Source organism: Streptomyces sp. NPDC001270 (assembly GCF_042896695.1).
GTDB lineage: Bacteria > Actinomycetota > Actinomycetes > Streptomycetales > Streptomycetaceae > Streptomyces.
The window spans coordinates 841,512-867,024 of record NZ_JBIAXM010000001.1 but is presented as its reverse complement, the minus strand read 5'-3'; the positions used below and the strand labels follow the sequence as shown (position 1 = coordinate 867,024).

20 protein-coding genes are annotated in these 25,513 nt (G+C 72.3%); 5 read left to right on the top strand and 15 right to left on the bottom strand.

Annotated elements, in window-relative coordinates; genetic code table 11:
- Window positions 1–152 precede the first annotated feature (152 nt).
- Window positions 153–611: a molybdenum cofactor biosynthesis protein MoaE gene (locus ACFY2B_RS03860; protein ID WP_390761491.1), complete on the bottom strand. Its 459-nt coding sequence runs from the start codon at window positions 609–611 to the stop codon at window positions 153–155.
- Between the two features lie 108 nt (window positions 612–719).
- The gene (locus tag ACFY2B_RS03855) at window positions 720–1,832 is read right to left on the bottom strand and encodes an SDR family oxidoreductase (protein WP_390761490.1); all 1,113 of its coding nucleotides are present in this window, start codon (window positions 1,830–1,832) and stop codon (window positions 720–722) included.
- A 192-nt stretch (window positions 1,833–2,024) separates the two neighbouring features.
- On the opposite strand from ACFY2B_RS03855, the gene ACFY2B_RS03850 reads away from it, so the two are divergent.
- The gene (locus ACFY2B_RS03850) at window positions 2,025–3,479 is read left to right on the top strand and encodes a zinc-dependent metalloprotease (protein ID WP_390761489.1); all 1,455 of its coding nucleotides are present in this window, start codon (window positions 2,025–2,027) and stop codon (window positions 3,477–3,479) included.
- Window positions 3,476–3,997 (top strand): NUDIX hydrolase, encoded by a 522-nt coding sequence (locus ACFY2B_RS03845; protein WP_390761488.1) that lies wholly within the window; start codon window positions 3,476–3,478, stop codon window positions 3,995–3,997. The genes ACFY2B_RS03850 and ACFY2B_RS03845 overlap by 4 nt, the downstream gene beginning before the upstream one ends.
- Window positions 3,998–4,184: 187 nt before the next feature.
- Here ACFY2B_RS03845 and ACFY2B_RS03840 read toward each other — a convergent pair whose 3' ends face one another.
- The 4 genes from ACFY2B_RS03840 to ACFY2B_RS03825 form a co-directional block, all read right to left on the bottom strand.
- Entirely contained in the window at window positions 4,185–4,940 is a 756-nt protein-coding gene (locus tag ACFY2B_RS03840; protein ID WP_390761487.1) for an AIM24 family protein, read from the bottom strand.
- Window positions 4,941–4,958: 18 nt separating this feature from the next.
- Window positions 4,959–5,639: an AIM24 family protein gene (locus ACFY2B_RS03835; RefSeq protein ID WP_376534595.1), complete on the bottom strand. Its 681-nt coding sequence runs from the start codon at window positions 5,637–5,639 to the stop codon at window positions 4,959–4,961.
- A gap of 11 nt (window positions 5,640–5,650) precedes the next feature.
- Window positions 5,651–7,426, bottom strand: a complete 1,776-nt coding sequence (locus ACFY2B_RS03830; protein ID WP_390761486.1) for a TerD family protein — start codon at window positions 7,424–7,426, stop codon at window positions 5,651–5,653.
- Window positions 7,427–7,564: 138 nt separating this feature from the next.
- Window positions 7,565–8,161 (bottom strand): M48 family metallopeptidase, encoded by a 597-nt coding sequence (locus tag ACFY2B_RS03825; protein WP_376534599.1) that lies wholly within the window; start codon window positions 8,159–8,161, stop codon window positions 7,565–7,567.
- 256 nt (window positions 8,162–8,417) lie between these two features.
- On the opposite strand from ACFY2B_RS03825, the gene ACFY2B_RS03820 reads away from it, so the two are divergent.
- Entirely contained in the window at window positions 8,418–9,632 is a 1,215-nt protein-coding gene (locus tag ACFY2B_RS03820) for a TOMM precursor leader peptide-binding protein (RefSeq protein ID WP_390761485.1), read from the top strand.
- Window positions 9,625–10,995 carry an ABC1 kinase family protein gene (locus ACFY2B_RS03815; protein WP_390761484.1) on the top strand — a complete coding sequence of 457 codons (1,371 nt, stop codon included), beginning with the start codon at window positions 9,625–9,627 and terminating at the stop codon, window positions 10,993–10,995. The genes ACFY2B_RS03820 and ACFY2B_RS03815 overlap by 8 nt, the downstream gene beginning before the upstream one ends.
- Window positions 10,996–11,001: 6 nt before the next feature.
- Here the strand turns inward: ACFY2B_RS03815 and ACFY2B_RS03810 are convergent, their stop codons facing one another.
- The 5 genes from ACFY2B_RS03810 to ACFY2B_RS03790 form a co-directional block, all read right to left on the bottom strand.
- Window positions 11,002–11,214, bottom strand: a complete 213-nt coding sequence (locus ACFY2B_RS03810) for a hypothetical protein (protein WP_390761483.1) — start codon at window positions 11,212–11,214, stop codon at window positions 11,002–11,004.
- A 134-nt stretch (window positions 11,215–11,348) separates the two neighbouring features.
- Window positions 11,349–11,672 (bottom strand): hypothetical protein, encoded by a 324-nt coding sequence (locus ACFY2B_RS03805; protein ID WP_390761482.1) that lies wholly within the window; start codon window positions 11,670–11,672, stop codon window positions 11,349–11,351.
- A complete protein-coding gene (locus ACFY2B_RS03800) occupies window positions 11,669–12,037 on the bottom strand; it encodes a WhiB family transcriptional regulator (RefSeq protein WP_390761481.1) in 369 nt (122 codons plus the stop codon). The genes ACFY2B_RS03805 and ACFY2B_RS03800 overlap by 4 nt, the downstream gene beginning before the upstream one ends.
- A gap of 171 nt (window positions 12,038–12,208) precedes the next feature.
- Window positions 12,209–12,547: a hypothetical protein gene (locus ACFY2B_RS03795; protein WP_390761480.1), complete on the bottom strand. Its 339-nt coding sequence runs from the start codon at window positions 12,545–12,547 to the stop codon at window positions 12,209–12,211.
- Window positions 12,548–12,711: 164 nt separating this feature from the next.
- Window positions 12,712–14,907 carry an ATP-dependent DNA helicase UvrD2 gene (locus tag ACFY2B_RS03790; RefSeq protein ID WP_390761479.1) on the bottom strand — a complete coding sequence of 732 codons (2,196 nt, stop codon included), beginning with the start codon at window positions 14,905–14,907 and terminating at the stop codon, window positions 12,712–12,714.
- Between the two features lie 335 nt (window positions 14,908–15,242).
- Between ACFY2B_RS03790 and ACFY2B_RS03785 the strand changes: the two genes are divergently transcribed.
- Window positions 15,243–15,485: a mycoredoxin gene (locus ACFY2B_RS03785; protein ID WP_361449847.1), complete on the top strand. Its 243-nt coding sequence runs from the start codon at window positions 15,243–15,245 to the stop codon at window positions 15,483–15,485.
- Window positions 15,486–15,584: 99 nt separating this feature from the next.
- Here the strand turns inward: ACFY2B_RS03785 and nudC are convergent, their stop codons facing one another.
- The 4 genes from nudC to ACFY2B_RS03765 form a co-directional block, all read right to left on the bottom strand.
- Window positions 15,585–16,529: an NAD(+) diphosphatase gene (nudC, locus tag ACFY2B_RS03780; protein WP_390761478.1), complete on the bottom strand. Its 945-nt coding sequence runs from the start codon at window positions 16,527–16,529 to the stop codon at window positions 15,585–15,587.
- A gap of 153 nt (window positions 16,530–16,682) precedes the next feature.
- Entirely contained in the window at window positions 16,683–18,086 is a 1,404-nt protein-coding gene (locus tag ACFY2B_RS03775; RefSeq protein ID WP_390761477.1) for a dipeptidase, read from the bottom strand.
- A 47-nt stretch (window positions 18,087–18,133) separates the two neighbouring features.
- Window positions 18,134–21,688 (bottom strand): UvrD-helicase domain-containing protein, encoded by a 3,555-nt coding sequence (locus ACFY2B_RS03770; RefSeq protein ID WP_390761476.1) that lies wholly within the window; start codon window positions 21,686–21,688, stop codon window positions 18,134–18,136.
- Window positions 21,689–22,039: 351 nt separating this feature from the next.
- A complete protein-coding gene (locus ACFY2B_RS03765; protein WP_390761475.1) occupies window positions 22,040–25,447 on the bottom strand; it encodes an ATP-dependent helicase in 3,408 nt (1,135 codons plus the stop codon).
- Window positions 25,448–25,513 lie beyond the last annotated feature (66 nt).

Sequence of the window (25,513 nt, the reverse complement as noted above, 5' to 3'; positions counted from 1 at the left end):
TAACCATTGGCACTGACAACGCTCAGGCCAGGGGTCCAGTTACGCAACCGGAAGCTGCTCGGCAGTCGCGGCCCGTAGTCCGGGGGCCGAACGGGCCGGGTGCCGTCCGGCCGGACGGGCCCTGAACCGGTACGGGGTCCGCCCTGCGGCGGCTACGCGCCCACCCACTCCTCGGTGCCGTCGGAGAACGTCTGGTGCTTCCAGATCGGCACCTCGTGCTTGAGGTCGTCGATCAGCTTGCGGCAGGCGTCGAACGCCTCCGCCCGGTGCGGACAGGCCACAGCGACCACGACGGCGAGGTCCCCGACGGCGAGGTCCCCCACCCGGTGAACGGCGGCCAGCGCCCGGACCGGGTACTCCGCGACGACCTTCTCGGCGATCCGGCGCATCTCGGCCTCGGCGCTGGGGTGGCACGAGTATCCGAGCCCGTCGACGCCGGCGCCCCCGTCGTGGTTGCGCACGGTTCCCACGAACAGGGCGATGCCGCCCGCCGCGGCGTCGCCCACGGCCCGGAACACCTCGTCCACGGAGAGCGCGGTCCGGCGGATGCCGATGAGCCTGATGGGATCCTGGGCCGCCTGCTCACCGGGGTGACCGTTCATGGGTTCCATGAAGCCATCGTGCCGCACCGCGCGGAGATCCCGGAACCGCGGGTCCGCCCGGCACGCGCGCGTACCGGTCGCCCACGCGTGCACCGCCTCCAAGGAGGCGGGATCCGGTCAGATCCGCCGCCGCGCCTTCCGCGCCCGCCGTACCACGGCCGCCGCGCCCAGCAGGGCGACCGTCGCACCCGCGGCGCCCGCCGCGGTCGCGTCCTTGCGGCCGAGGCGCCGCCCGGCCACGGTGTGCCGCCCGGAGACCTCGTCCAGCAGTTCGCCGAGCACCTCCTCGTTGGTCCACCGGGGCCGCCATCCGGCATCGTGCAGCCGGCTCCCGCTGACCACCCAGGGGTACATCGTGTACGCCAGGTCCCCGGCCGGCGACGGGGTGAGCCCGATCCGGTGCAGCCGGGCCGCCGCCCCCAGGGCGACCGTCGACGGCAGCTCCATCCGCCGGATCCCGCTCAGCTCCTCGACCTCCTCCTGCTCCAGCCAGCCGTCGCACCCCACGGCCAGTTCACCGTCGACCTTCTCCAGGACGGCGTACTCCAGCGCGCCGCACAGGTCCTCGACGTGGCAGAACTGCCAGGCGGGCCGTGAACCGGCCACGACGAGCAGCCGCGGGGATTCGAAGTACCTGGTCAGCGCGGTGTCGGTGCCGCCGACCAGGACGGCGGGCCGCACCACGGTGACGTTCAGCCCCGGATGCGCCCGCGGCGCCCGCCGGGCCAGCCGCTCGATCTCCAGCAGGTCACCCACCCCGGTCGCCTCCGCGGTCGCCCGCAGCTCCGCGTCCTCCGAGAGGGGCAGCTCGTTGTCCGGCAGCGCTCCGTACACCATCGCGGAGGTGCACAGCACGACCCGGTGCACGCCGGCGGCCGCGGCCGCCGTCAGCACGGTCTGCGTGCCGCGCACGTTGTACGCCGTCCGGGCCGCCGCGTCGGTCTCCAGATCCAGGTCCAGCGCGAGGTGGACGACCACGTCCGCGCCGCGCAGCCGGTCCGCGATGGCCGGATCCCGTACGTCGAGGATGTGCCACCGGGCCGCCGCGCACTCGCCGCGCCGCTCGTCGATCGCGACGACCTGCTTGACCTCCTCGGACGCGGCGAGCCGCGCGGTGAGCAGCGCGCCGACCCCGGTCGCGGCACCGGTGACCGCGACGACGGGCCCGCGCACGGCGGGTGGGGTTGCGTGGTTTCGCGCTGCGCGAACCTGCGGATCTGGGGAACTCACCAGGCGTCTCCAGCGGTTGTCTTCAGTACGTACGCGTAGGACGCGTACGTACCAGGTGGCATCCATCCTGCCGCAGGCCGACAGTCGGCGAAGCACCGAGGCCCGATCGGGTCTTGGTGTCTACGCTGGGTGGTGTTGTCGGGCAGCCGCGCCGTCGGAGACAACCGGCGGCCTTACGAGCCGAGGAACCCCGTGAGTGACACCCCATTCGGATTCGGCCTTCCGCCGGAGGAGCCGGAAGACGGCGACGAGGGCAAGAAGAAGGACCAGCAGAGCGGTGGTGAGCAGGGACCGGCCAACCCGATCGGTTTCGGGCTGCCCGGAGTCGGAGGCTTTGGCGGCCCGGGCGCCGACAATCCGTTCGCTGCCATGTTCGGTTCGCTGAACCCCACCGATCTGGGCGCCGCGTTCCAGCAACTGGGCCAGATGCTCTCCTACGAGGGCGGCCCGGTGAACTGGGACATGGCCAAGCAGATCGCCCGCCAGACCGTCTCGCAGGGCACCCCGGACGGCGTCAAGGACGCGAGCGTCGGACCCGCCGAGCGCTCCGCGGTCCAGGAGGCCGTGCGCCTGGCCGATCTGTGGCTGGACGACGCGACGTCCCTGCCGTCCGGTGCCGGCACCGCGGTGGCGTGGAGCCGCGCGGAGTGGGTCGAGGCCACCCTTCCGGCCTGGAAGGAGCTGGTCGACCCGGTCGCCGAGCGGGTCGGCGCGGCCATGGGTGACGTCCTGCCCGAGGAGATGCAGGCCATGGCGGGCCCGCTGATCGGCATGATGCGCTCGATGGGCGGCGCCATGTTCGGCACGCAGATCGGGCAGGCCGTCGGCGTGCTCGCGGGTGAGGTCGTCGGCTCCACCGACATCGGCCTGCCGCTCGGCCCGGCGGGCAAGGCCGCACTGCTGCCGCTGAACATCGAGGCGTTCGGCAAGGACCTGGGCGTCCCCGCGGACGAGGTGCGGCTCTACCTCGCGCTGCGCGAGGCGGCCCACCAGCGCCTGTTCGCGCACGTGCCGTGGCTGCGCTCGCACCTGTTCGGCGCGGTCGACGGGTACGCGCGCGGGATCAAGGTCGACACGGCCAAGCTGGAGGACGTGGTCGGCCAGTTCGACCCGCAGAACCCGGAGCAGTTGCAGGACGCGCTCCAGCAGGGCATGTTCCAGCCGGAGGACACGCCCGAGCAGAAGGCCGCTCTGGCGCGTCTGGAGACGGCTCTGGCGCTCGTCGAGGGCTGGGTGGACGCGGTGGTGCACACGGCCGCGAAGCCGCGTCTGTCGTCCGCCGACGCCCTGCGCGAGACGCTGCGCCGCCGTCGCGCCACGGGCGGCCCGGCCGAGCAGACCTTCGCGACGCTGATCGGTCTTGAGCTGCGTCCGCGCAGGCTGCGGGACGCCTCCCGGCTGTGGGCCTCCCTCACGGACGCGCGCGGTGTCGACGGCCGGGACGCCCTGTGGGCCCATCCGGACATGCTGCCGACGGCCACCGACCTGGACGACCCGGACGGCTTCGTCCACCGCGAGCAGCTGGACTTCTCCGAGCTGGACAAGATGCTCGGCGAGGCGGCCGGCGGACCAAGCGGGAAGCCGAACCTGAAGAAGGGCGACACGGGGGACGACGCCGACGGCGCCGAGGGCGACGGCACCGAGTGAGCCTGTACGACGACGCGGTCCTCGTGCTGAAGGGGTACGAGGACCAGGAAGAACTGCGCCAGTCCTACCTGGACCACCTCTCGGCGCACCCGGACGGCATGGCGAAGGCGTGCACCGCCGGGCATGTGACGGCGAGCGCCCTGGTGATCGATCCCGAGCACGGGAGGGTGCTGCTCACGCTGCACAGGAAGCTGCGGATGTGGCTCCAGATGGGCGGTCACTGCGAGCCGGGGGACGTGTCGCTGGCGGCGGCGGCGCTGCGCGAGGCCACCGAGGAGTCCGGCATCGCCGGGCTCGCCCTGCTGCCGGGCGGTCCGGTCCGCCTGGACCGGCATGCCATCCCGCCGCCCTGCCACTGTCACTTCGACGTCCAGTACGCGGCTCTCGCGCCGCGGGACGCGGAACACACGATCAGCGACGAATCCCTCGACGTGCGCTGGTTCGGGTACGACGAGGTGGCCGAGGTGGCGGACGCGTCGGTGGTACGACTGCTGGCGGCCACCCGCGCGCGGCTGTGACCGCGGGCCGCGCCGGGCTGTGACCACGGGCCGCGCACTGCTGTGACCGCGGCCCGCGCGTGACGCGGGCCGCGGCATTTCGCGCCGCACACGCCCCGTGCGCCGGGGACACCCACCCGCGGGGGACGGGCGCCCTGGAGCACACCGGCCCACGGGCCTGGTGTCCCGTCGGCGGGCCGGCCGACGCTCAGCTCCAGACGTTCCCCTGGTTCTGTCCGTACGCCCCGTGCTGGCCCATGCCGAACTGTGCGGCGAGGCCCGAGCCGACCGCGGCATGCTGCGGCGGCAGCAGTTCGCTGGGCTGGACGAGCGCGTAACCGCTGCCCATGAAGCTCAGCTCCCAGCCCTCACCGGTGGTGCCCCGGCGCCGCCACACACCGGAGGAATGCGTCTGGGCCTGCATCTGGACACGCAGGCCCGTGGACCAGGCAACGATCGCGTCGGCGTCGCAGTTGACGTACCTGTCGGGCGTCACCTGCATCATCAGCGGCACGCCCGAGGTCATGAGCGCGACCCGGCCACGGCCGCTGATGTTGAGCTGGTACTTCCCGGACCCCGAGATGCCGTACAGGCTGTCCACCGCGATGACCTCGTGGTGCAGGGAGGAGTCCAGGGCGAGGACGTAGCTGCTGTCGACCGTCAGGCCCTCCTGCTCGACGTCGACCACATGGACGTACTGGGCGAGGTTGGCGAAGAAGACCGTGCCCTGCCCGTGGCAGCGCATCAGGTCCAGGCCCTCCCCGGTGTACGCACGCGCGTGTGCCTGGCCGGTGCTGCGGTACTCGGCGTCGAACTCGACGAGGCCCTGGTAGGCGACCATCGTGCCCTTGCGGGCGAGGAGGTCGTCGTGGCCCCCCAGGGTGACCCGGAGCATCTGCTTGTTCTGCAGGCTCCAGCGCTCCTGGGTCTGCTGGTCGTTGTAGGCGAAAAGCGGGCTCTGCATGATGGCTCTGGCTCCCCCTCAGCTCCGGATCCGGAGGCGGTCGGTGCTGTCCTCGCTGGGCTGGACGACGACGATGCCCTGACCGGAGAAGGCCATCTGGAACGCCTCGCCGCTGCCCCGGCCGATCAGCGACTGCGCCTTGAAACTCCGCTTGCCCTTCACCTTGAGGTTCGGGGACCACGCGACGAGCGCGTCCGGGTCCACGTACGTCTCGTCCTCGCCACCGCCGCAGTCGACGACGATCGGCGTGCCCCGGGAGGTCAGGGCGACCCAGCCCTGCCCGGAGATCCTGGTGTTCCACAGGCCCTGTCCGGCGAACTTCGCGAGCCCCTTGACCCGCTCCACGCCCCAGGACAGCTGGGCGTCGAAGGCGAGCAGATTGGTGGCGTTGACGGAGATGCCGTCGCCGTCGAGGTTGATCACGACGACGTGCGCGCCGTAGTCGGCGAGGTAGAGCAGGCCGTCGCCGGAGCACTTCATCAGCGGCGCGCCCTCGCCGGTGACCCAGTCACGGGCGATCTGGCGGACGGCGGGCGGGTTGGGCTCGTACTGGACGAAGCCTTCGTAGGCGACCATGGAGCCCACGCGCGCGAGGAGGTCGTTTCCGGTCTGCAGGGCGACCTTCAGCATGTGGTCGCCGTGGTTCTCCATGCGGGCGGTGACCGGTGCGGGGGCGTAGCCCGCGAGCGGCTGGTTCATGACGGGCTCCCTCAGACCTCGTACGGCTGGACGACGATGAAGTTGCCGGGCGCGCCCCGGAACTGGAGGTTGACGCCTTCGCCGGTGTCGCCCGGGTAGGCGTTGCGGCGCATGCGGACCTGGCTGGAGACGATCACCTGGGCGGCGGCCGACCAGGCGACGACCGCGTTGGAGTCGGCGAACGTGGTCGGTGTGACGGGCAGGACGACGGGCGTGCCGTGCGTCTTGACGACGACGGTGCCGGTCCCCTGGAACTGCATCGTGAACAGGGCTCCGCCCGGAATGCCGTGTCCCTCGACACGGCGGACCTCGTACTGGAGGCTTTCGTCGAAGGCGAGGACGTTCTCGGAGGAGACGCAGATCGCGTCGCCCTGGAGTTCGACGGGGTGCAGTTGGGTGGCTTCCTCGGCGAGGAACACCTGGCCCTTCCCGGTGCAGCGCATCAGCTGCATCTCCTGGCCGGTGGCATGGCCCACGATCCGGCCGGCGAAGCCCGCGCCCTTGTAGCTGAAGTCGACCTTGCCCTGGTAGAGCACCATGCTGCCCTGCCGGGCCAGCACGGGCTGGTCGCCGATGCCGAGGTCGACCCGGATGAGCTTGCTGTTCTGCTGTGTCCAGCGCTGCCCGGTGGGCGTCTCCTTGAACTGCTGGAGCGCCGCGGTCACCCCGGCGGCGCCCTGCGGCGCGCCCTGCGGCACGGCGTAGGCGGCGGTCTGCACGCCGGGAACCTGGCCGAGCGGGGGTTGCTGCCCGTAGCCGGGCGGCGGGGTGTGCTGCCCTTGGCCGGGCGGCGGGGTCGGCTGCCCGTAACCGGGTGGTGGGGCGGCGTGGCCGTAACCGGGTGGCGGCGCGGGCGCGTGCGGGGCCGGGGGCTGGCCGTATCCGGGCGGCAGGGGCGCGCTCGGGGCGGCGGGGTAGGGCGCGGCGGCCGGGGGCGGTACGGCGCCGCCGGGCGGCGGGGCCAGAGGAGCGGCGACGGTCGGCGTGGCGTGCACGTCGGGCGCCGGGACCGGCGCGGGGGCTGGGGGCGGTGTGACACCTGGCGGGGGCGCGAAGCCCTGCGGAGCGGGGGCCTGCGTGGGCGCCGGTACGGGCGCGGGGGCCTGAGCCGTGGTGGCCGGAGCCGGAGCCGGAGCGGCCGCGTGGGGCGGGGCGGACGGGACACCGAACGCGGGCGGGGCGGTGGTCTGGGCCGGCGGAGCGAAGCCGGGAACGGCGCCGGCCTGCGGCTGCTGCGCGGCGTCCTCGGGCGCCTCCTCCTCCGCCACCTCACCGCCGAAGTTCTTCAGCAGCGCTTCGAGGCCGCCGTCGAAGCCCTGGCCGACGGCCGCGAACCGCCACACGTCCTTCAGGTAGAAGTCGCCCAGCATCACGGCCCGTTCGGTGGAGAACTCCGAACCGTCGAACGCGTAGCGGGCCACCTCCTCGCCGCCCGCCACGATGCGGATGTATCCGGGCTGGATCTGCGACATCTGCCCGGCGCCGTCGATGGTCGCGGTGAACGACAGCTTCTGGATCGGCGACGGGATCCGCTCCAGCGTGACCCGGAAGGACTCCGTGTCGCCCGCCTGGGCGCCCAGCAACTGGATGGACTCCTCAGGGGACTTCGGCTGGTTGAAGAAGACGAAGTACCGGTCGTCCGAGAGACGTTCGTCGGCGTCGAGACCGAAGCAGCTGATGTCGAAGCTCAGTCCGGGGGCGGAGATCTGCACCCCTACGTACAGATCCGTGCCCGCGGTGAGCTCGCTGATCCTTGCCTTGTGGCCGCGCTGGAATTCCCTGACCATGCGTAACGACCGTCCCCCATCCCGAATGCGAGTGCGTCGCGCCAGGCTAACGGCAAACTCTGACATCGGACGAAGCCGGTACAGACCCGGTACACAAGGGCCTTCCGCCCCGCGGCGGGGTCCGCCACGGAGGTCCGTTCACTCGTCCTGCGCGCCGGGTCCGTGGGGCAGCCGGTCCGCCGCGGCCACCCCTTCCAGGTAGCCGCGCGCCCGCTCGGTGCGCGGGTACGCCTCCAGCAGCCGCCAGAACCGCGGCCCGTGTCCGGGCACCAGCAGATGCGCGAGTTCATGGCAGAGGACGTAGTCGATGACGTACTCGGGCATGCCCTGGAGGCGGTGCGAGAGCCGGATGCTGCCCTCGGCGGGAGTGCAGGAACCCCAGCGCGTGTTCTGATTGGTGACCCAGCGCACGGAAGCGGGCCGGGCCCGGCCGTCGAAGTACTGGTCCGACAGCCGCTGGGCACGCTCGGACAGTTCCGCGTCGCCCAGCACCCGCCGGTTCTCCTGGGCGGCGAGTTTGTCGAGCATGAGGGTCACCCAGCGTCGCTCCTCCGCCTCGGACATCCGGGCGGGGATCAGCACGACGGTGCGATCGCCCTCGCGGTACGCGGAGACCGTCCGACGGCGCCGGGCGCTTCTGCGGACCTCGATCGCGCTCGTCCCCGAGCCGTTCGGCGGCTGACTCGTCGTGCTGCGCTGTGGCTTTCCGGCGCGGTGCGGTGGGTCGGCGGGCACGCCCTGACGTTACCCGCTGCACATGGGGGAAGTCCCGGGTCCGGGACGGATCAGCGTTGTTCCCCCACCATGCGTCTGATTTGTACGACGAATACTCACCGCCTGTGGACAACTTTCGGCGCCGACTCGCCGCGATGGGCATGCTGGCACTCGTCGACGAGGCGTGACCGGCCCCGTCCGACACAGGAGACACACAGGGAACTTCTCTGGATCTTGATTTATCGAAAAGGAATTACCGGTTCTTACGGGGGAAAAGATGCATCCGATGATGAAGCCCGCGTTCCGCCGCGGCTGGCGCGACCTCAACACCGTGCAGTTCGGCATGACACCGGCGCACGCCCTGACGCTCGGCCCCGTCGACACGGCGACGGGCAGTTTCCTGGAACTGCTCAACGGCGCCCGGGGGCTGCCGCTCCTGCGCGACGAGGGGCACCGGATGGATCTGCCCGGCGACCAGGTCGACGTGCTGGTCCGCCGGCTCGCGCGGGCCGGACTGCTCGACGACGCGCGAGGCGGCGGGCCCGCGGGCGCGGCACTGCGGGAGAAGAAGGACGTCCTCGACCGGCTGCGCCCCGATCTGGCATCGCTGTCCCTGACGACCTCCGATCCGGGCGACGCGCTCGCCCGCCTGGCGGCCCGCCGCTCGCTGCGTGTACAGGTCAGAGGCGCCGGCCGGGTCGGCGCCGTCCTCGCCTCGCTGCTGTCGGGCGCGGGGGTCGGCGAGGTCGACGTGCGCGACGGCGGCCAGGTCGAGCCGTGGGACGTCGCCCCGGGCGGGCTGCCCGCCGAATCGGCGGGTGAGCGCCGGGCCGAGGCCGCGCGGCAGGCGGTCCGCCGGGCGGCGCCGGACCGCCCACCGCGCCGCGCCCGCACCTGTCCGTCCCCCGCCGACGACCCCGGCTTCTCCCTGGTGATCCTCGCACCGCGCGACGACGTCCTCGTGCACGCCCCGGACCCGGGCGCCACCGAGCCGTTCCTGATCTCCGGAACACCCCACCTCCACTGCGGCGTCGTGGAGGCGACCGCGGTCGTCGGGCCGCTGGTCCTGCCGGGCGAGACCGGTTGCGCCGGCTGTCTGCACCGGGAGCGCACGGACCGGGACCCGGTCTGGCCCCGCCTGGTCGCGCAGTGGCGCTCCGGCCGGGCGCGCCCGGTGGCCCCGTGCGACCTGGCGCTGGCGGCCACGACCGCCGGGCTGGCCGCCGCGCACGCGCTCGCCTTCCTCGACGGGGAGTCGCCATCGAGCACCGGCGCGCGCTGGGAGGCCGCGCTGCCGGGGTTGCAGTGGCACGCGCGGCCCGTCCCGCCCCATCCCGCCTGCCCCTGTGGGGCCGCGGAGCGGGGTAACGAGGAACACATCTCCACGGACGGGGAACCGCACGCGACAATGGGGGAGCAATGGCCGTCGGCTGAGCAACGAGGCACCATGGACGCGGCGCGGCCGGCTGGGACTTGGAGGGCGCATGTCTGATCTTCCCCGGAAGGCGGTCACCCGGACCGCCAAGCTCGCCGCGCTCCCGCTCGGCTTCGCCGGCCGGGCGACCTGGGGCCTGGGCAAGCGGATCGTGGGCGAGTCCGCGGAGATCGTCGGCCGCGAGCTGCAACAGCGGACGGCGGAGCAGTTGTTCAAGGTCCTCGGCGAGCTGAAGGGCGGTGCGATGAAGTTCGGGCAGGCCCTCTCGGTCTTCGAGTCGGCGCTGCCCGAGGAGGTCGCCGGCCCCTACCGGGCGGCCCTGACCAAGCTCCAGGAAGCGGCTCCCCCGATGCCCACCCGCACCATGCACGCGGTCCTGGAGGCGCAGCTCGGGGCGGAGTGGCGCGAGCTGTTCCTGGAGTTCGAGGACAAGCCGGCCGCGGCGGCCTCGATCGGCCAGGTGCACCAGGCGGTGTGGCGCGACGGCCGCGAGGTGGCGGTCAAGGTGCAGTACCCGGGAGCCGGCGAAGCCCTTCTGTCTGATTTGAGCCAATTGAGTCGCTTTGCCCGTCTGTTGGGGCCGCTCGTCCCGGGCATGGACGTCAAACCGCTGATCTCCGAGCTGCGGGACCGCGTCTCCGAGGAGCTGGACTACGGACTGGAGGCCCAGGCCCAGCAGGCACATGCGGACGAGTTCAGGGACGACCCGGACGTGGTGGTCCCGGCCGTGGTGCACCAGTGCGACCAGGTGCTGGTCACCGAGTGGATCGAGGGAATCCCGCTCTCGGAGGTGATCACGGACGGTACGCAGGAACAGCGTGACCGGGCCGGTCAGCTCCTGGCCCGCTTCCTCTTCTCGGGTCCGGCCCGCACGGGCCTCCTGCACGCCGACCCCCATCCGGGCAACTTCCGTCTGCTCCCCGGCGTGCCGGAGGGCGAGGGCGAGTGGCGCCTGGGCGTTCTGGACTTCGGCACCGTCGACCGCCTCCCCGGCGGTCTGCCGACACCGATCGGCGACTCCTTGCGCATGACCCTGGACGGCGAGGCCGACGCGGTCTACGACATGCTCCGGACCGAGGGCTTCGTCAAGGACTCCATAGAACTTGACCCGGACGCCGTCCTCGACTACCTCCTGCCGATCATCGAACCGGCCCGGGTGGACGAGTTCACCTTCACCCGCGCCTGGATGCGCAGTCAGGCGGCCCGCATCGCCGATCCCCGCTCCCCCGCCTACCAGCTCGGCAAGCAGCTCAACCTGCCCCCGGCCTACCTCCTGATCCACCGTGTGACGCTGAGCACCATCGGCGTCCTGTGCCAACTGGGTGCGACGGTGCGACTGCGGGAGGAGCTGGAGGAGTGGCTTCCGGGATTCGGCGCCGAGGAGGATCCGACCGTGCAGGAGCCGGCCGCACAGGCGTGAGCCCGTTCACCACGAGGCCGAGTCCAGCCGGCCCTCGATCGCTCTGAGGTGTTCCCGGGAGCAGTGGTCGCAGAAGTACTGACGGACTCCGTTCTCCACGGAACAGGTCCAGGTCACGGGCTGGGGGCCGGCAGAGGGGGTGCCGCAGCGGGCGCACACGAGGGGATGGGGCTCCGTGGTGGGGCCGCCGTGGTCACCGTCTCCGGAAAGACTCGTCACTCGGTGACGATAACTCCACGGCCGGGCTGAACGGGCGCAACGCACCGCGGGGGCCGGTCCGTTCGGACGGACCGGCCCCCGCGGGGAGGCTTCGCCTCCCTGGACCGGGAGGCCACCGCTTCAGGTGTGGTCGGCTACTGCATCACTGCCATGGCGAGAGCACGGCGGGCACGCAGCGAGGCGCGCTCGGCCCGGCGCTGCATCCGCCGGGCGGTCGCCAGGCGCAGGGCCCGGCGCTCCCGGTCGGCATCGTGCAGCCGGTCGTGCATATGCGCACGAGCCAGGGCTTCTGGGATGAGTTGCATCTCTCGGGTCCTGTTCTGACGCGAGTCGATCGCGCCGGTGGTGGTGAAATCCGGGGTCGCGAAGCCAGTGGGCTCGCTGGTTGACGGCTTCATCGGGGCCTGTTTCTTGGGGTCGTGCGTGAGGGGGCGATCGATGGTTCCCAGGATGTTCATGCCGCGACCGGGTTCTTGCGCGGACGGCCACGGGGCCGCTTCCGGGCGACGACGACACCCTGGACGAACAGCTCGCCACCCCAGACGCCCCAGGGCTCACGCCGCTCCTTGGCCCCGGCGAGGCACGCCTCGATCAGCGGGCAGGTACGGCAGAGGGACTTGGCGTACTCGACGTCCGCCGGCGACTCCGCGAAGAAGACCTCGGGGTCGTAGGAACGGCAGGGGACGGGTACGCCGAGGTTCTCGATGGCGTCGTCGAGCGCGGTGAGCGCAGTGAGCGGGATCAAGGCGGAGTCCTCCGTGGGGACGGGCGGGGGGATCGTTTCTGAAGGCGGTACGGACGGGGCGTGCGCTTCGAGTTGCACGGTTCGTCTTCCTCGTCTGGTCGGTCCGGTCTGGTTGACCGGGTTTCGGCTTGGTACCGGGTTCTTTTCCTGTCCCGAGGCCCCTTCGCCCGTCATCCCCGTTCGGGGAAAACAGAAGGGCCGCGGATCCCGGATGGGGTTCCGCGGCCCTGAAGGCGCCGGCCTGATCGATCAGGCTGGATCACTCCAGGGTTCTGGCCCACGGAAGGCCCACATCAGGTGGTGCTGCGTCGTCTGCTTCCGGAATCCGGCACCGGCCGCTGCAAAGGCATAGACCTGCGCCTGTGCCACGACTGCTTCCAGTGCCTTGGTCGGTCGCTCATTGCGCTCATCGACGGGGAGACCCGCGAGAGACACGGAGGACACCGGACGTGCGGCACGAACGCCGGACAGACCGGTGGCCAGGGCTGAGGCGCCGAGCATGCACGAGGAGACGGTCGAGCGATCGGTCAGTTTGGCCGCGCTGACGGAATCGACGCTGACGCTGGTGCTGATGTTGATGCTGATCACTGGACTCGCCTCCTCTCGGCGTCTCGGGGGACTGGGGTAGCCAGTCCGCTCAGATATGCAAGTAGAACACGGAATCAGTGCCTCCGAGAAGGCCGCTGTTTCCGTGCCTAGAACCTATGGGGATTGCCGGGCCGTGCGCAAACTGTTTTTTCGACGAGTTCGGATCAGTCGTGTCCGCTTTCTGCCCCGACACTCCGGCCTGCGCAGATGGCCAGAACCTCGGCCCCGTAGAGCTTGAGCTTGCGGGCCCGGACGCCGGGGATCCGGGACAGCTCGGGATAGTCGTCGGGCACGGACTCGGCGATGGCCATCAGTGTCTTGTCGGTGAACACGCAGAAGTCCGGCTGGCCGGTACGCAGTGCCTGCTCCGCACGCCACTCGCGCAGCCGCTCGTAGATGCCCTCGTCCATGTCGGACGGGCAGTCGTCGCAGCGCATCAGTTTCATCTCGCCGGCGTCGGTGAGCGTGCGGCCGCAGACCCGGCACCGGGCCGGGGTGCGCTGGGTGCGCCGGGGCACGGGCGCGGCGCCCGTCACCGCGCCCCGCTCGATACCACCCGGGGCGCCGCCCGCCGAACGGCCGACCGTGGCCGCTGAACCAGGGCGCAGGCCGTCGAGGAATCGGCTCGGTCTGCGGCTGGGGCGACCGCCGGGGGACCGGGCGAGCGACCAGGAGACATACAGCCGCTCCCGCGCACGGGTCACCCCCACATAGAGGAGCCGTCGCTCCTCCTCGACCTGGTCGTCGGTCTTGGCATAGCTGATCGGCATCATTCCCTCGGCGACGCCGACCAGGAAGACGACGTCCCATTCCAGCCCTTTGGCCGAGTGCAACGAGGCGAGGGTGACGCCCTGGACGGTCGGGGCGTGCTGCGCGTTCGCCCGTTCGTCGAGTTCCGCCACGAAGTCGCCCAGGGTGGCGCCTGCCCGGGCGGCCGCGAAGTCGTGCGCCAGGCCGACCAGGGCCGCCAGGGACTCCCAGCGCTCCCGGACCGCTCCGGAGCCGGCCGGGGGCTCGGTGGTCCAGCCATCCACCGACAGCACCGCGCGCACCTGGGAGGGCAGGTCGACGGCGTCGTCCAGCAGCGCGTCGTTGCCGCCGAAGCGGGCCGCGCCGCGCAGTGCGATGCCCGCCTTGCGCACCTCGGGACGGTCGAAGAACCGCTCGGCACCGCGCAACTGGTAGGGCACCCCGGCGTCGGCGAGGGCTTGCTCGTAGGTCTCGGACTGGGAGTTCGTACGGAACAGGATCGCGATCCCGGCGGCCGGGACCCCACCGTCGATGAGTTCGCGGATGCGGCGGGCCGCGCCCTCGGCCTCGGCAGGCTCGTCCACGTACTCGGTGTAGACCGGCTCGGGACCCGCGGTCCGCTGGGAGACCAACTCCAGGCGGTGGTCGGCGGCCCGGCCGTGGGCCTGGGCGAGCAGGCCGTTGGCCAGGTGCACGACCTGGGGGGTGGAGCGGTAGTCCCGGACCAGCTTGACGACGGTGGCGCCGGGGTGGCGGACCCGGAAGTCGAGGAGGTGATCAGGGCTCGCCCCCGTGAACGAGTAGATCGTCTGGCTGGCGTCGCCGACCACGCACAGGCTGTCCCTGGTGCCCAGCCACAGCTCCAGCAGCCGTTGCTGGAGGGGGCTGACGTCCTGGTACTCGTCGACGACGAAGTGCTGGTACTGGGCGCGGACCTGCTCGGCGACGTCGTGCCGGTCCTGCAGGATCGCGACCGTCAGCAGCAGGACGTCCTCGAAGTCGATGACCGAGCGGTCCCGCTTGAGGTCCTCGTACACCGAGTAGAGCTGGGCGATCTCGGCCGCGTCGCGGGGGGTCTCACGGCCGGCCTTGACGACGGCGAGCGGATAGTCGCCGGGGATCGTCTGGGTGACCTTGGACCATTCGATCTCGGCGGTGACATCGCGCAGCTCGCCCCGGTCGAGGCGGATGCGGCAGGCGGCGGCCGCGTCCGCGACGAGCTGTATCTTGCGGTCGACGAGCCGGGGCATGGCACCGCCGATCGCCTTCGGCCAGAAGAACTGGAGCTGACGGAGCGCGGCGGAGTGAAAGGTGCGGGCCTGGACACCCTGCGCGCCCAGTTGGCGCAGACGGCCGCGCATCTCGCCGGCGGCACGGTTGGTGAAGGTGACCGCGAGCACGGTGGACGGCTGGAGGATGCCCGCCCGCACTCCGTAGGCGATGCGATGGGTGATCGCCCGTGTCTTGCCCGTGCCGGCCCCGGCCAGCACGCACACCGGGCCGTGCAGGGCGGTGGCCACCTCGCGCTGCTCGGGGTCGAGCCCTTCGAGCACCGCGTCGGCCGAGTCCGGTGCCTGCGGGAAGAGGGTGGAGTGCGTTGCTGCTGTCACACGGCCATGCTGCCAGGTCGCCGGTGACGCCTGTGGTGGTTGTCCACAGGCAGACCCTTGCAGTCGTATTAATGCGGCAGGTGACACGTTCTGCGGCAGGCATCGGGTCTGTTCGTGAGGCACATCGATGCGGCACGTTGTGCGGTGTTCGATGGGCCACTTCGTCGCCCGCGTCGGGGCTGTTCGTTGCCCACGTCGATGCGGCACGTCGGTGAGCCACCTCGACGCCGCAGGGGCCGTGTCCGGCCGTATACCCCCGGCGGGAATGCCGGCCCGATGGCGTACGTTGCTCCAGCGGACGACCTTCCCCGAGTTGTCAGAGGAGCGCGAGCGAGATGCAGGGCACTGTGACGATGTACAGCACGACCTGGTGCGGATACTGCCGTCGGCTGAAGAGCCAGATGGACCGGGAGGGCATCGCGTACACCGAGATCAACATCGAGCAGGACCCCGAGTCCGCCGCGTTCGTGGAGAAGGCGAACGGCGGCAACCAGACCGTGCCGACCGTCCTCTTCGCCGACGGTTCGACGCTGACGAACCCGTCACTGGCACAGGTGAAGCAGAAGATCAGCGCCTGACCAGCCCCGTACGACGTACAAGGGGTGGCGGTCCCGGCCGGGACCGCCACCCCTTGCTCGTCACTCGGCGTCCTCGGCTCGCCGCCGCCGCGCCGGTTCTCAGACGAAGCTGCGGGTCGGCAGCGGCTTGCCGTACCACAGCTCGATGAGACGGGCGGCGATGGAGATGCCGTACGGCGGCTGTACCTCACCGGACTCGAAGGCGGCCCGCAGTTCCTCGCGGGAGAACCAGCGCGCCTCGTGGATCTCGTCGCCGTCGACCTCGATGTCGGTCGAGGTGGCGTGGGCCATGAAACCCAGCATGAGGCTGGACGGGAACGGCCAGGGCTGGCTCGCGACGTACTCGACCGGGCCGACGGTGATGCCGGCCTCCTCGAAGACCTCGCGGCGCACCGACTGCTCGATGGACTCGCCGGGCTCGACGAACCCGGCCAGCGTGGAGAAGCGGCCCTCGGGCCAGTGGACCTGGCGGCCGAGCAGGATGCGGTCCTCGTCGTCGGTGACCGCCATGATCACGGCGGGGTCGGTACGCGGGTAGTGCTCGGCGCCGCAGGCCGGGCAGCGGCGGATGTGCCCCGCGGCGGCGATCACCGTGCGCTCACCGCAGCGCGAGCAGAACCGGTGGGTGCGCTGCCAGTTCTCCAGACCGACCGCGTGCACCATCAGACCGGCGTCACGCGGCGACAGGAACAGCCCTGCCTCGCGCAGCCCGGCGGGGCGGGCGGACTGGTCGATACGGCCGGGCAGCGAGTCCTTCTGGAGGGCGAAATAGCTCACCCCGTCGTCGTCGGTGCCCAGGAAGTAGCGGTGTGCCTCGGTGAGGGGGGCCTCGAAGGACGGGGTCATGACGAGTTCGGTGCGGCCGTCCGCCGTCTCGTCGATGAGGACCTGGCCGCCGGAGACCACGAAACAGCGGGTGGTGGGGTGACTCCACGCCGCCGCGAGCCATGCCTCGTCGAGGCGGTGGTGGGCGGCGCGGTCGATGCCGCTGGGAGCGGTGAGCGAGATGGGTCGGTCGGCGGTTTGGTCGGTCCAGGTGGTCACGGGTGCTTCCAACTCCCCCAGTGGAACGGTTGGGTTCGGCGGGCGGTTCAGCGGATCGAAGGGCAGGAGGGAACCGGGTCGGGCGGGTGCGGTGCGGGCAGGACGGTCCTTCCAGTGTGCCGCGCGGGCGCGGGCGCTCCGCACGGCACCGCTTCAGGGCTCATGGCGCCAGTTCTCTGCCAGGTCGGCCCACAGGTAGGCGCTGGTCTCGACGCCCTTGAGCAGCAGGTCGAGCTCGACCTTCTCGTTGGGCGCGTGCCAGCCGTCGGAAGGTACGGAGATGCCCAGGAACAGGACAGGGGCGCCGAGGACCTCCTGAAGGCCGGCGGCCGGTCCGGAGCCGCCCTCGCGCGTGAAGCGGACAGGCTTTCCGAAGGCACGGCCCATGGCGCGGGCGACGGACTGCAGGGCGGGGTGGTCCAGTGGGGTCAGGCACGCGCGCGTGGCGCTGCCGAAGTCGATCTCGCAGCGGATCCCCGCGGGCACCTGGTCCGCAGCCCAGGCGCGGACGGCCTTCTCGACGTGGTCGGGGTCCTGGCCCGCGACCGTCCGGAAGGAGAGCTTCACCATCGCCGAGGACGGGATGATCGTCTTGTTCCCGGGGCCCTGGTAGCCGCCGCCGATGCCGTTGACCTCGGCGGTGGGACGTGCCCAGACGCGTTCCAGGGTGGTGTGTCCGGCTTCGCCGTGGGCGGCGTGCGACTTGGCGGTGCGCAGCCATTGCGGCTCGTCGAAGGGCAGGTCGGCGAAGAGTTCCCGCTCGCGGTCGGTGAGTTCGACGATGCCGTCGTAGAAGCCGGGGATCGCCACGCGCGCGTGCTCGTCGTGCAGGGCGGCGACGAGACGGGCGGCGGCGGTGGCCGGGTTGGGCACGGCGCCTCCGAAGGAACCGGAGTGGATGTCCTGGTCGGGTCCGTACAGCCGGATCTCGCACTCGGCGACGCCGCGCATGCCGGTGCAGACGGTGGGGGTGTCCGCGGACCACATCCCGGTGTCGGAGACGATCACGGCGTCGGCGGCGAGCCGGTCGGCCCGCTCCTCGATGAGCGCCCGGAAGTGCGGAGAACCGGCCTCTTCCTCGCCCTCGATCAGCAGTTTGAGGTGGACGGCGGGGGCGGTGCGGCCGGTGGCGGCGAGGTGGGCGCGGACGCCGAGTGTGTGGAAGAACACCTGGCCCTTGTCGTCGGCCGCCCCGCGCGCGTAGAGGCGGCCGTCCCGGACCACGGGCTCGAACGGCTCGCTGTCCCAGCCGTCCGCGCGGGCGGCCGGCTGGACGTCGTGGTGGCCGTAGACGAGGACCGTGGGCGCCCCGGGGTCGTCCGCAGGCCACTCGGCGAAGACGGCAGGGGCTCCCGGGGTCTCCCAGACCTCGGTGGTGGGGAAACCGGTCTCCTTGAGTTTGGCGCCGAGCCAGTCGGCGCTGCGCCGTACGTCGGGCGCGTGGTCGGGCTGCGCCGACACGGACGGGATGCGCAGCCACTCTGCGAGGTCGTCCAGGAAGGCGGGACGGTGCTGCTCGATGTACGCGCGGACGGCGCTGTCCGGGGTCTGGCTCATGACATCGAGCCTATCGGCCCGTACGGGCATCCTGATCGGGCTGTTCGTCACACCGGGGGCTCAGGCCGTGGCTCCCCGGTGAGCAGCCTTTCGAGCGCCGCCCGGTCCGGCAGGCCGACCGGTCGTACGACCTCGCCGCTGCGCACGTAGAGGAAGACGGCGGTGACGGATTCGGGCGGTATGCCCTGCTGCTCGGCCCAGGCCAGCCGGTACACCGCGAGCTGGAGCGGGTCGGCGGTGCGGCCGCGGCCGGTCTTCCAGTCGACGATCTCGTACGTCGCCGTGTCGCCGTCGCCGTTCTTGTAGACGGCGTCGATCCGGCCTCTCACCAGGCGCCCGGCCAGGGCGAGCTGGACGGGAACCTCGACGCGGAAGGGCGTGCGGCGTGCGTACTCGGTGCGTTCGAATGCCTCCTTGAGCGCCTCCAGGTCACGCTCGTCGGCGATCTCGGCCTCGGTGCCGGGCAGTTCCTCCGGCTCCAGCATCGGCAGCGTCAACTCTTCGTAGCGAGCCTCCACCCACGCGTGGAACCGGGTGCCTCGGCGCGCGGCCGGTTGCGGGGGGCGGGGCATCGGGCGGGCGAGTTCCTGGGCGAGCCCGTCCGGGTCGGCAGCCAGGCGCAGCACCTGGGTCGCGGTCAGCGTGGCGGGCAGTGGGACGTCCGTCACACGCTCCCGCGCGCGCAGCAGTTCTCCGGTGAGCGCGTCGAGATCACGGTCCCAGGAGGCGATGGTGCGGGCTTCCTCGGGGGTGAGGCCGGTGTGCTCGGGCTCGGTGGGGCGGGGGCGGGCGGGCGCCGGCGGGGCGGGCGGGCCCGCCTGGTGCGGGACCGCGGGACGGTCGGCGGACCACTGGTCCCAGTCGGCCGGGTCCTCCGCGAAGGGGGACTCGTCCGCGTCGGGAGCGAAGGGGGACTCGTCCTCCCCGTAGGCAACGAGGGAGGGCTCGTCCTCGTAGAGGTCGTGAGGGGGCTGGTTCTCGTAGGGGCCATGGGGGGATTCGGCGTCGAAGGGTGCGTCGTCGTCCGGAGGCGGTGGCCAGTCCGGGTCGTCGAGGCTGCCGCGGCCGTGCGGGGCCGCGGGACGGCCGGCCACCTGGGAGGGGAGGCCGTCCAGGTGGGCGAGGACCGTCTCGGCGGCGGCCCGGCGGCGGGCCAGGGCGTCACTGTCCAGGGGCAGCGGCCAGGCCCGGTCGGCGGCCGCCTCGTGCAGGACCGGGTTCTCCTCGCCCTCTTCGGGTTCGTCCGCCCATGCCTCGATCTCGCCGTACCCGGCGGCGCAGTGGTCGTGCAGCGCCCACAGGAACTCCGAGGGGCCGCGGGGCTTCTTCTGCGCGGGTCCCCACCAGTGGCCGGAGCCGAGGAGCAGCGAGCGGGGACGGGTGAAGGTGACGTAACCGAGGCGGAGTTCCTCGGTGTGCTGGTGGTCCTTCATGTCCTCGTGGAAGGCCCGCATGCCCCGCGAGTCCCAGCTCGCGAGGTCGGGCAGGGTGTCGGCGTCACCGCGCAGCCCGTGCGGCAGCACCTTGGCCTGCGAGGTCCACTTCTCCCGGCCCTGGGCGCTGGGGAAGGTACCGGTGACCAGGCCGGGCACGGCGACGACGTCCCATTCCAGGCCCTTGGACTTGTGCGCGGTGAGCACCTTGACGGTGTTCTCCCCTCCGGGCAGGGCGTTGTCGAGGCCCTTCTCGTACTGGGCGGCGGTGCGCAGGAAGCCCAGGAAGGCCAGCAGTGTGGCCTCGCTCTCGCCCGCGGCGAAGGAGGCGGCGACGTCCAGGAAGTTCGACAGGGTCTCGCGGCGGCGGGCCGCAAGGGCGTGCGGGGACGCCGACAGTTCCACTTCGAGGCCGGTGACGGCGAGGACGCGGTGCAGGACGTCCATCAGCGGGTCGGACAGGGAGCGCCGCAGTTCACGCAGTTCGGCGGCGAGGCGGGCGAAGCGCACGCGCGCGTCCGCGGAGAAGGGCAGCCCGTCGTCGGTGCCGTCCCCGTCCATGGGGGACTCCAGGAAGGTGTCGAGCGCGTCCGCGAGCGATATCACCTCGGACGGGTCGATCCCCTCGACGGCCTCGGCGAGCCTGCGGTCGGGGTCGTCGTCGGCGTCCACGCGCGCGTGGGACACGAGGAGGCGGGCGCGCCGCCCCAGCAGGGCGAGGTCGCGGGCGCCGATCCGCCAGCGCGGGCCGGTCAGCAGGCGCACCAGGGAGGCGTTGGCGCCGGGGTCCTGGAGGACTTCGCAGACGGCGACGAGGTCGGCGACCTCGGGCAGGTGCAGCAGTCCGGAGAGACCGACCACCTCGACGGGGATGTCGCGGGCGACGAGCGCGCCCTGGATCTGGGCGAAGTCGGTCGCCGTGCGGCACAGGACGGCGATCTCGCCGGGCGCCTTCCCGGTCCGTACGAGGTGGGCGATGGAGTCGGCGAGCCAGGCGATCTCCTCGCCGTGGGTGTGCAGCAGGGCGCAGCGGACCGTGCCGTCACGCTCGGCTCCGGGGGCCGGGCGAAGGGCCTGCACGCCCGCGTGCATCGCGCGCAGGGGGGCGGCGAGGCCGTTGGCGAGGTCGAGGAGACGGCCGCCGCTACGGCGGTTCTCGCTGAGCGCCTGCCGGGTGGCGGCGCGGCCGTCGGGGTGCGCGAAGTGCTCGGGGAAGTCGTCGAGGTTGGCGACGGAGGCGCCGCGCCAGCCGTAGATCGCCTGGCAGGGGTCGCCGACGGCGGTCACGGGGTGACCGGTGCCCCCGCCGAACAGCCCGGCCAGCAGGACCCGCTGGGCCACCGAGGTGTCCTGGTACTCGTCGAGCAGCACCACACGGAACTCCTCGCGCAGTACCCGGCCGACCTCCGGGATCGCGGCGAGGGTGGCGGACAGCGCGATCTGGTCGCCGAAGTCGAGCAGGTCGCGGTCGCGTTTGGCGGCCCGGTAGCGCAGCACCAGGCCGGCGAGTTCGCGGCGGGCCGCGGCTGCCTCGGGGACCTTGCGCAGGTCGGCATTGGTGAGTTTCGTGCCCTCCAGGGTGCGCAGCAGCCCGGTGTCCCAGGTGCACAGGTCCTCGGGACGTACGAGGTGTTCGGCGAGTTCGGCGTCGAGCGCGAGCAGGTCGCTGACCAGGTCGGCGAAGGAGCGGGTGAGTGCCGGGTAGGGGCCGGGGGCCTCGCGCAGCACGCGCGCGGCGAGCTGGTAGCGGGTGGCGTCGGCGAGGAGCCGGGACGTCGGCTCCAGCCCGATGCGCAGGCCGTGGTCGGCCAGGAGGCGGCCCGCGAAGGCGTGGTAGGTGGAGATGACCGGTTCCCCCGGCGGGTTGTCCGGGTCGATGACGTCGGGGTCGGTGACGCCTGCGTTGACCAGTGCCTTGCGGACGCGCTCGGCGAGTTCTCCGGCGGCCTTGTTGGTGAAGGTCAGGCCGAGGACCTGTTCGGGGGCGACCTGACCGGTGCCGACCAGCCAGACCACGCGGGCCGCCATGACGGTGGTCTTGCCCGATCCGGCTCCGGCCACGATCACCTGGGGGGCGGGCGGCGCGGTGATGCAGGCCGTCTGCTCCGGGGTGAACGGGATGCCGAGCAACTCCTTGAGCTGCTCGGGGGCGGTGATACGAGCGGGCATGACGCAGAGGCTATCGGCGGGCACTGACAGTCGACGCGGGGATGGGTCGGCAGGGGCCCGCGGGGGCCCGGACCGGCCGGTGTCGGCACGGGCCGGCCCGAGTGATGGCACCAGGCACCATGACGTGTCCAGGCTGGACAGCACAGCGGTACGTACGGCACAGCAGCGCGCACGCAAGACCAGTGCGCGCGTCAGAGCAGTACGCAGGTCAGAGCAGTACGCAGGTCACCGCAGTACGTACGTGACGGCAGTTACGTACGCGGCTCCGCGTACGACGCGCCGTACGCGGAGGGACCGGCACCATGCGGGGATATGTGACGTTACGGGTATTACGCGGAGATACGCGGAGATTCACTCGACCACGTGCCGTCCTTCGGGACGCGCGCTGCAGGACGCCCGGAACGCGCAGTGGGTGCAGTGCTGGCCGGTGGTCGGTGTGAACCGCTCGTCGAGGACCTTGCCGGCGGCGGTGGCGAGCAGGTCGCCGATCCACTCGCCCGCCAGGGGCTCCTGGGCCTGTACCTTCGGCAGGCTCTCGCCGCCGTCCCGTTGGGCGGCGCCCTGCCTGAGGTGGACGAGTTCGGCGCCGCCCGGTTCGGGGCGCACGCCGTCGAAGGCGTCGTCGACGGCGCCCTCGCGGACGGCGAGCTGGTAGACGGCCAGCTGGGGGTGGCGGGCCACCTCCGCCGTACTGGGCGCCTGTTTGCCGGTCTTGAAGTCGACCACGTAGGCGCGCCCTTCGCCGTCCGTCTCCACACGGTCCATCTGGCCGCGGACACGCACCTCGAACTCGCCCGCTTCCAGGGTGACGTCGAAGTCGTGCTCGCTGGTCACCGGCTTGCGCCCGGCCCGGACGCCGTTGGAGTCGACGTGCCACGCAAGGAAGCGTTCGAGCGCCACGCGCGCGTGCTCCTTCTCCTGCGCCGACTTCCAGGGCGCGTCGAAGGCGAGCGCGTTCCACACCGACTCCAGGCGTTCCATCAGGACGGAGAGGTCGGCCGGAGTGCGCCCCGAGGCGACCTCGTCGGCGAGGACGTGCACGACATTGCCGAACCCCTGGGCGGTGGTGGCCGGTGCGTCCGCCTTCACCTCGCGGCCCAGGAACCACTGGAGGGAACAGGTGTTGGCGAGCTGGTCGAGGGCGCTGCCGGACAGCACGACGGGCTGGTCGCGGTCGCGCAGCGGCACCTTGCTCGCGGTCGGTTCGAACATGCCCCACCAGCGTTCCGGGTGCGCCGACGGGACCAGCGGGCGGCCTTCCTCGTCGCCGAGCGCGGCGAGCCGGGCCAGGCGGCGGGCGGCGGCCTCGCGCAGACCGGCGGACGCGCGCGGGTCGACCGTGGTGGCACGCAGTTCGGCGACCAGGGCCACCACCGACAGGGGACGGCGGGGACGGCCGGTGACGTCCCTGGGCTCGACACCCAGTTCGGCGAGGAAGCGGGAGGGCCGGTCGCCGTCGTCCGCGGGCGCCTTCACCGCGGTGACGACGAGACGTTCACGCGCGCGCGTGGCGGCCACGTAGAACAGCCGGCGTTCCTCGGCGAGCAGCGCACCCGGGGTGAGGGGTTCGGCGAGCCCGTCGCGGCCGATCCGGTCGGCCTCCAGGAGGGAGCCGCGGCGGCGCAGGTCCGGCCACAGACCTTCCTGGACGCCGGCCACCACGACCAGGCGCCACTCCAGGCCCTTGGCGCGGTGGGCGGTCATCAGCCGGACGGCGTCGGGGCGCACGGAGCGCTGGGCGAGTGTGTTCGCGGCGATGTCCTCGGCGTCGATCTCCTCCAGGAAGTTGAGTGCACCACGGCCACCGGTGCGCTCCTCCGCCCGCGCGGCGGTGGCGAACAGGGCGCACACGGCGTCGAGGTCACGATCGGCGTTGCGGCCGGCCGCGCCGCCGCGCCGGGCGGTCCGGGCCAGCCGGGCAGGCCATGGCGTGCCCTCCCACAGCTCCCACAGCGCCTCCTCGGCAGTGCCGCCGCCCGCGAGGCGTTCCCTGGCCTTCTTCAGCAGCGCGCCGAGGCGCTGCGCGCCCCTGGCGTACGCCGGGTCGTGCGCGACCAGCCGCTCGGGCTCGGCGAGCGCCCGCGCGAGCAGTTCGTCCGAGGGCGGCGGCAGCGGATCGCCCGCTGCTCTCTCCTCTTCGCGCAGGGCCCGGCCGAGCCGACGCAGGTCGGCGGCGTCCATGCCGGCGAGCGGTGAGGCGAGCAGGGTCAGTGCGGTCTCGGTGCCGAGCCAGGAACTGTCGCCCCGCCGGGACCCGACGGTGTCCTCCCCGGAGGGCCGTTCCACGGAGGGATCGGCTCCGCGGTCCGGCCCCCTGCCGCTGGGCTCCTCGTCCTCTGCTGCGCCGCCAGGAGCCGGCCGCGCCGCCTCTGCCTCCGCGACCACCCGGAGCGCGGCCAGCAGCGGTGCCACCGCCGGTTCGTGGCGCAGCGGCAGGTCGTCGCCGTCGATGTCGAGGGGTACCCCGGCCGAGGTGAGGGCCCGGCGGACGGTGGGTATGGTGCGGGACCCGGCACGGACCAGGACCGCCATGTCGTTCCAGGCGATGCCGTCCTCCAGGTGCGCCCTGCGCAGGATGTCGGCGATGTTGTCCAGTTCGGTGCCTGCCGTGGGGTACGTGCAGACCTCGACGCGGCCGGTGTCACGCACCGGGACGAGTTCGCGATGGGCGCGCACCTTGTCGGCCGGGAGCCTGGTCAGGGGCATGCGCTGGGTCAGCAGGCGGGTGGCGGCCAGCAGGGCGGCTCCGGAGCGGCGCGAGGTCCGCAGCACCTCCATGGGTGCCGGACGGCCGTCCGCGCGCGGGAAGGCCGCGGGGAAGTCCAGGATGCCGTTGACGTCGGCGCCCCGGAACGCGTAGATCGACTGGTCGGGGTCACCGAAGGCGACCAAAGTACGGCCGCCGCCCGCGAGGGCGTGCAGCAGCCGCACCTGGGCCGGGTCGGTGTCCTGGTACTCGTCGACGTACACGGCGTCGTACCGGGCGGCGAGCCGGGCCGCGACCTCGGGGCGGCCGGCCAGCAGCACCGCGCGGTGGACGAGTTCCGCGTAGTCGAGGACGCCCTGGAGGTCGAGCACGTCGAGGTATTCGGCGAGGAAGGCGGCGGCGGCCCGCCAGTCGGGGCGGCCGATGCGGTGGGCGAAGGCGTCCAGGGCGGCGGGACCGAGGCCGAGTTCCCGGCTGCGGGCCAGGACGGCGCGGACCTCGTCGGCGAAACCACGGGTGGTCAGGCAGGCCCGCAGCTCGTCCGGCCAGCGCAGATGGGCGAGGCCGAGCCGTTCCAGGTCCGGCTGGCCCGCGAGCAGGTCGCGGACGGTCACGTCCTGCTCGGGACCGGAGAGCAGCCGCAGCGGCTCCACGAACAGGTCGCTGTCCTGGTGGGCACGGACCAGGGCGTACGAGTACGAGTGGAAGGTGGTCGCCCGGGGCGCGCGGGCCGCGCCCACGCGCCGGGCCATGCGGTCGCGCAACTCGGTCGCGGCCCGGCGGCTGAAGGTCAGCACCAGGATCCGCTCGGGGTCCGCGCCGCGGGCGATCCGCGCGGCCACGGACTCCACCAGAGTGGTGGTCTTGCCGGTGCCGGGTCCGGCGAGAACCAGCAGAGGTCCGGACCGGTGGTCAACCACCGCGCGCTGGGCGGCGTCCAGACCAGGGGGCTCGGGTTCGGCCGGCGGGGTACGGACCAGCCGGTAGGCGCCACGGCTCCCCTGCCGCGCCTCGGGGTGCGGCAGGTACCTGGTGGTGGAGGAGGAGCTCACGTGGTTCGCCGGTCCTGGTGCTCGTACTCGTCTGGCTGTCCCGCGCGCGGGATGGTGGCCGCGGGG

What these genes read in the sequence shown, in the direction of transcription:
- ACFY2B_RS03860 (WP_390761491.1), bottom strand. Translation starts at nt 611, where the DNA reads ATGGAACCCATGAACGGTCACCCCGGTGAGCAGGCGGCCCAGGATCCC.
- ACFY2B_RS03840 (WP_390761487.1), bottom strand. Translation starts at nt 4,940, where the DNA reads ATGCAGAGCCCGCTTTTCGCCTACAACGACCAGCAGACCCAGGAGCGC.
- ACFY2B_RS03835 (WP_376534595.1), bottom strand. Translation starts at nt 5,639, where the DNA reads ATGAACCAGCCGCTCGCGGGCTACGCCCCCGCACCGGTCACCGCCCGC.
- ACFY2B_RS03830 (WP_390761486.1), bottom strand. Translation starts at nt 7,426, where the DNA reads ATGGTCAGGGAATTCCAGCGCGGCCACAAGGCAAGGATCAGCGAGCTC.
- ACFY2B_RS03820 (WP_390761485.1), top strand. Translation starts at nt 8,418, where the DNA reads ATGCATCCGATGATGAAGCCCGCGTTCCGCCGCGGCTGGCGCGACCTC.
- ACFY2B_RS03815 (WP_390761484.1), top strand. Translation starts at nt 9,625, where the DNA reads ATGTCTGATCTTCCCCGGAAGGCGGTCACCCGGACCGCCAAGCTCGCC.
- ACFY2B_RS03805 (WP_390761482.1), bottom strand. Translation starts at nt 11,672, where the DNA reads ATGAACATCCTGGGAACCATCGATCGCCCCCTCACGCACGACCCCAAG.
- ACFY2B_RS03785 (WP_361449847.1), top strand. Translation starts at nt 15,243, where the DNA reads ATGCAGGGCACTGTGACGATGTACAGCACGACCTGGTGCGGATACTGC.
- ACFY2B_RS03775 (WP_390761477.1), bottom strand. Translation starts at nt 18,086, where the DNA reads ATGAGCCAGACCCCGGACAGCGCCGTCCGCGCGTACATCGAGCAGCAC.
- ACFY2B_RS03770 (WP_390761476.1), bottom strand. Translation starts at nt 21,688, where the DNA reads ATGCCCGCTCGTATCACCGCCCCCGAGCAGCTCAAGGAGTTGCTCGGC.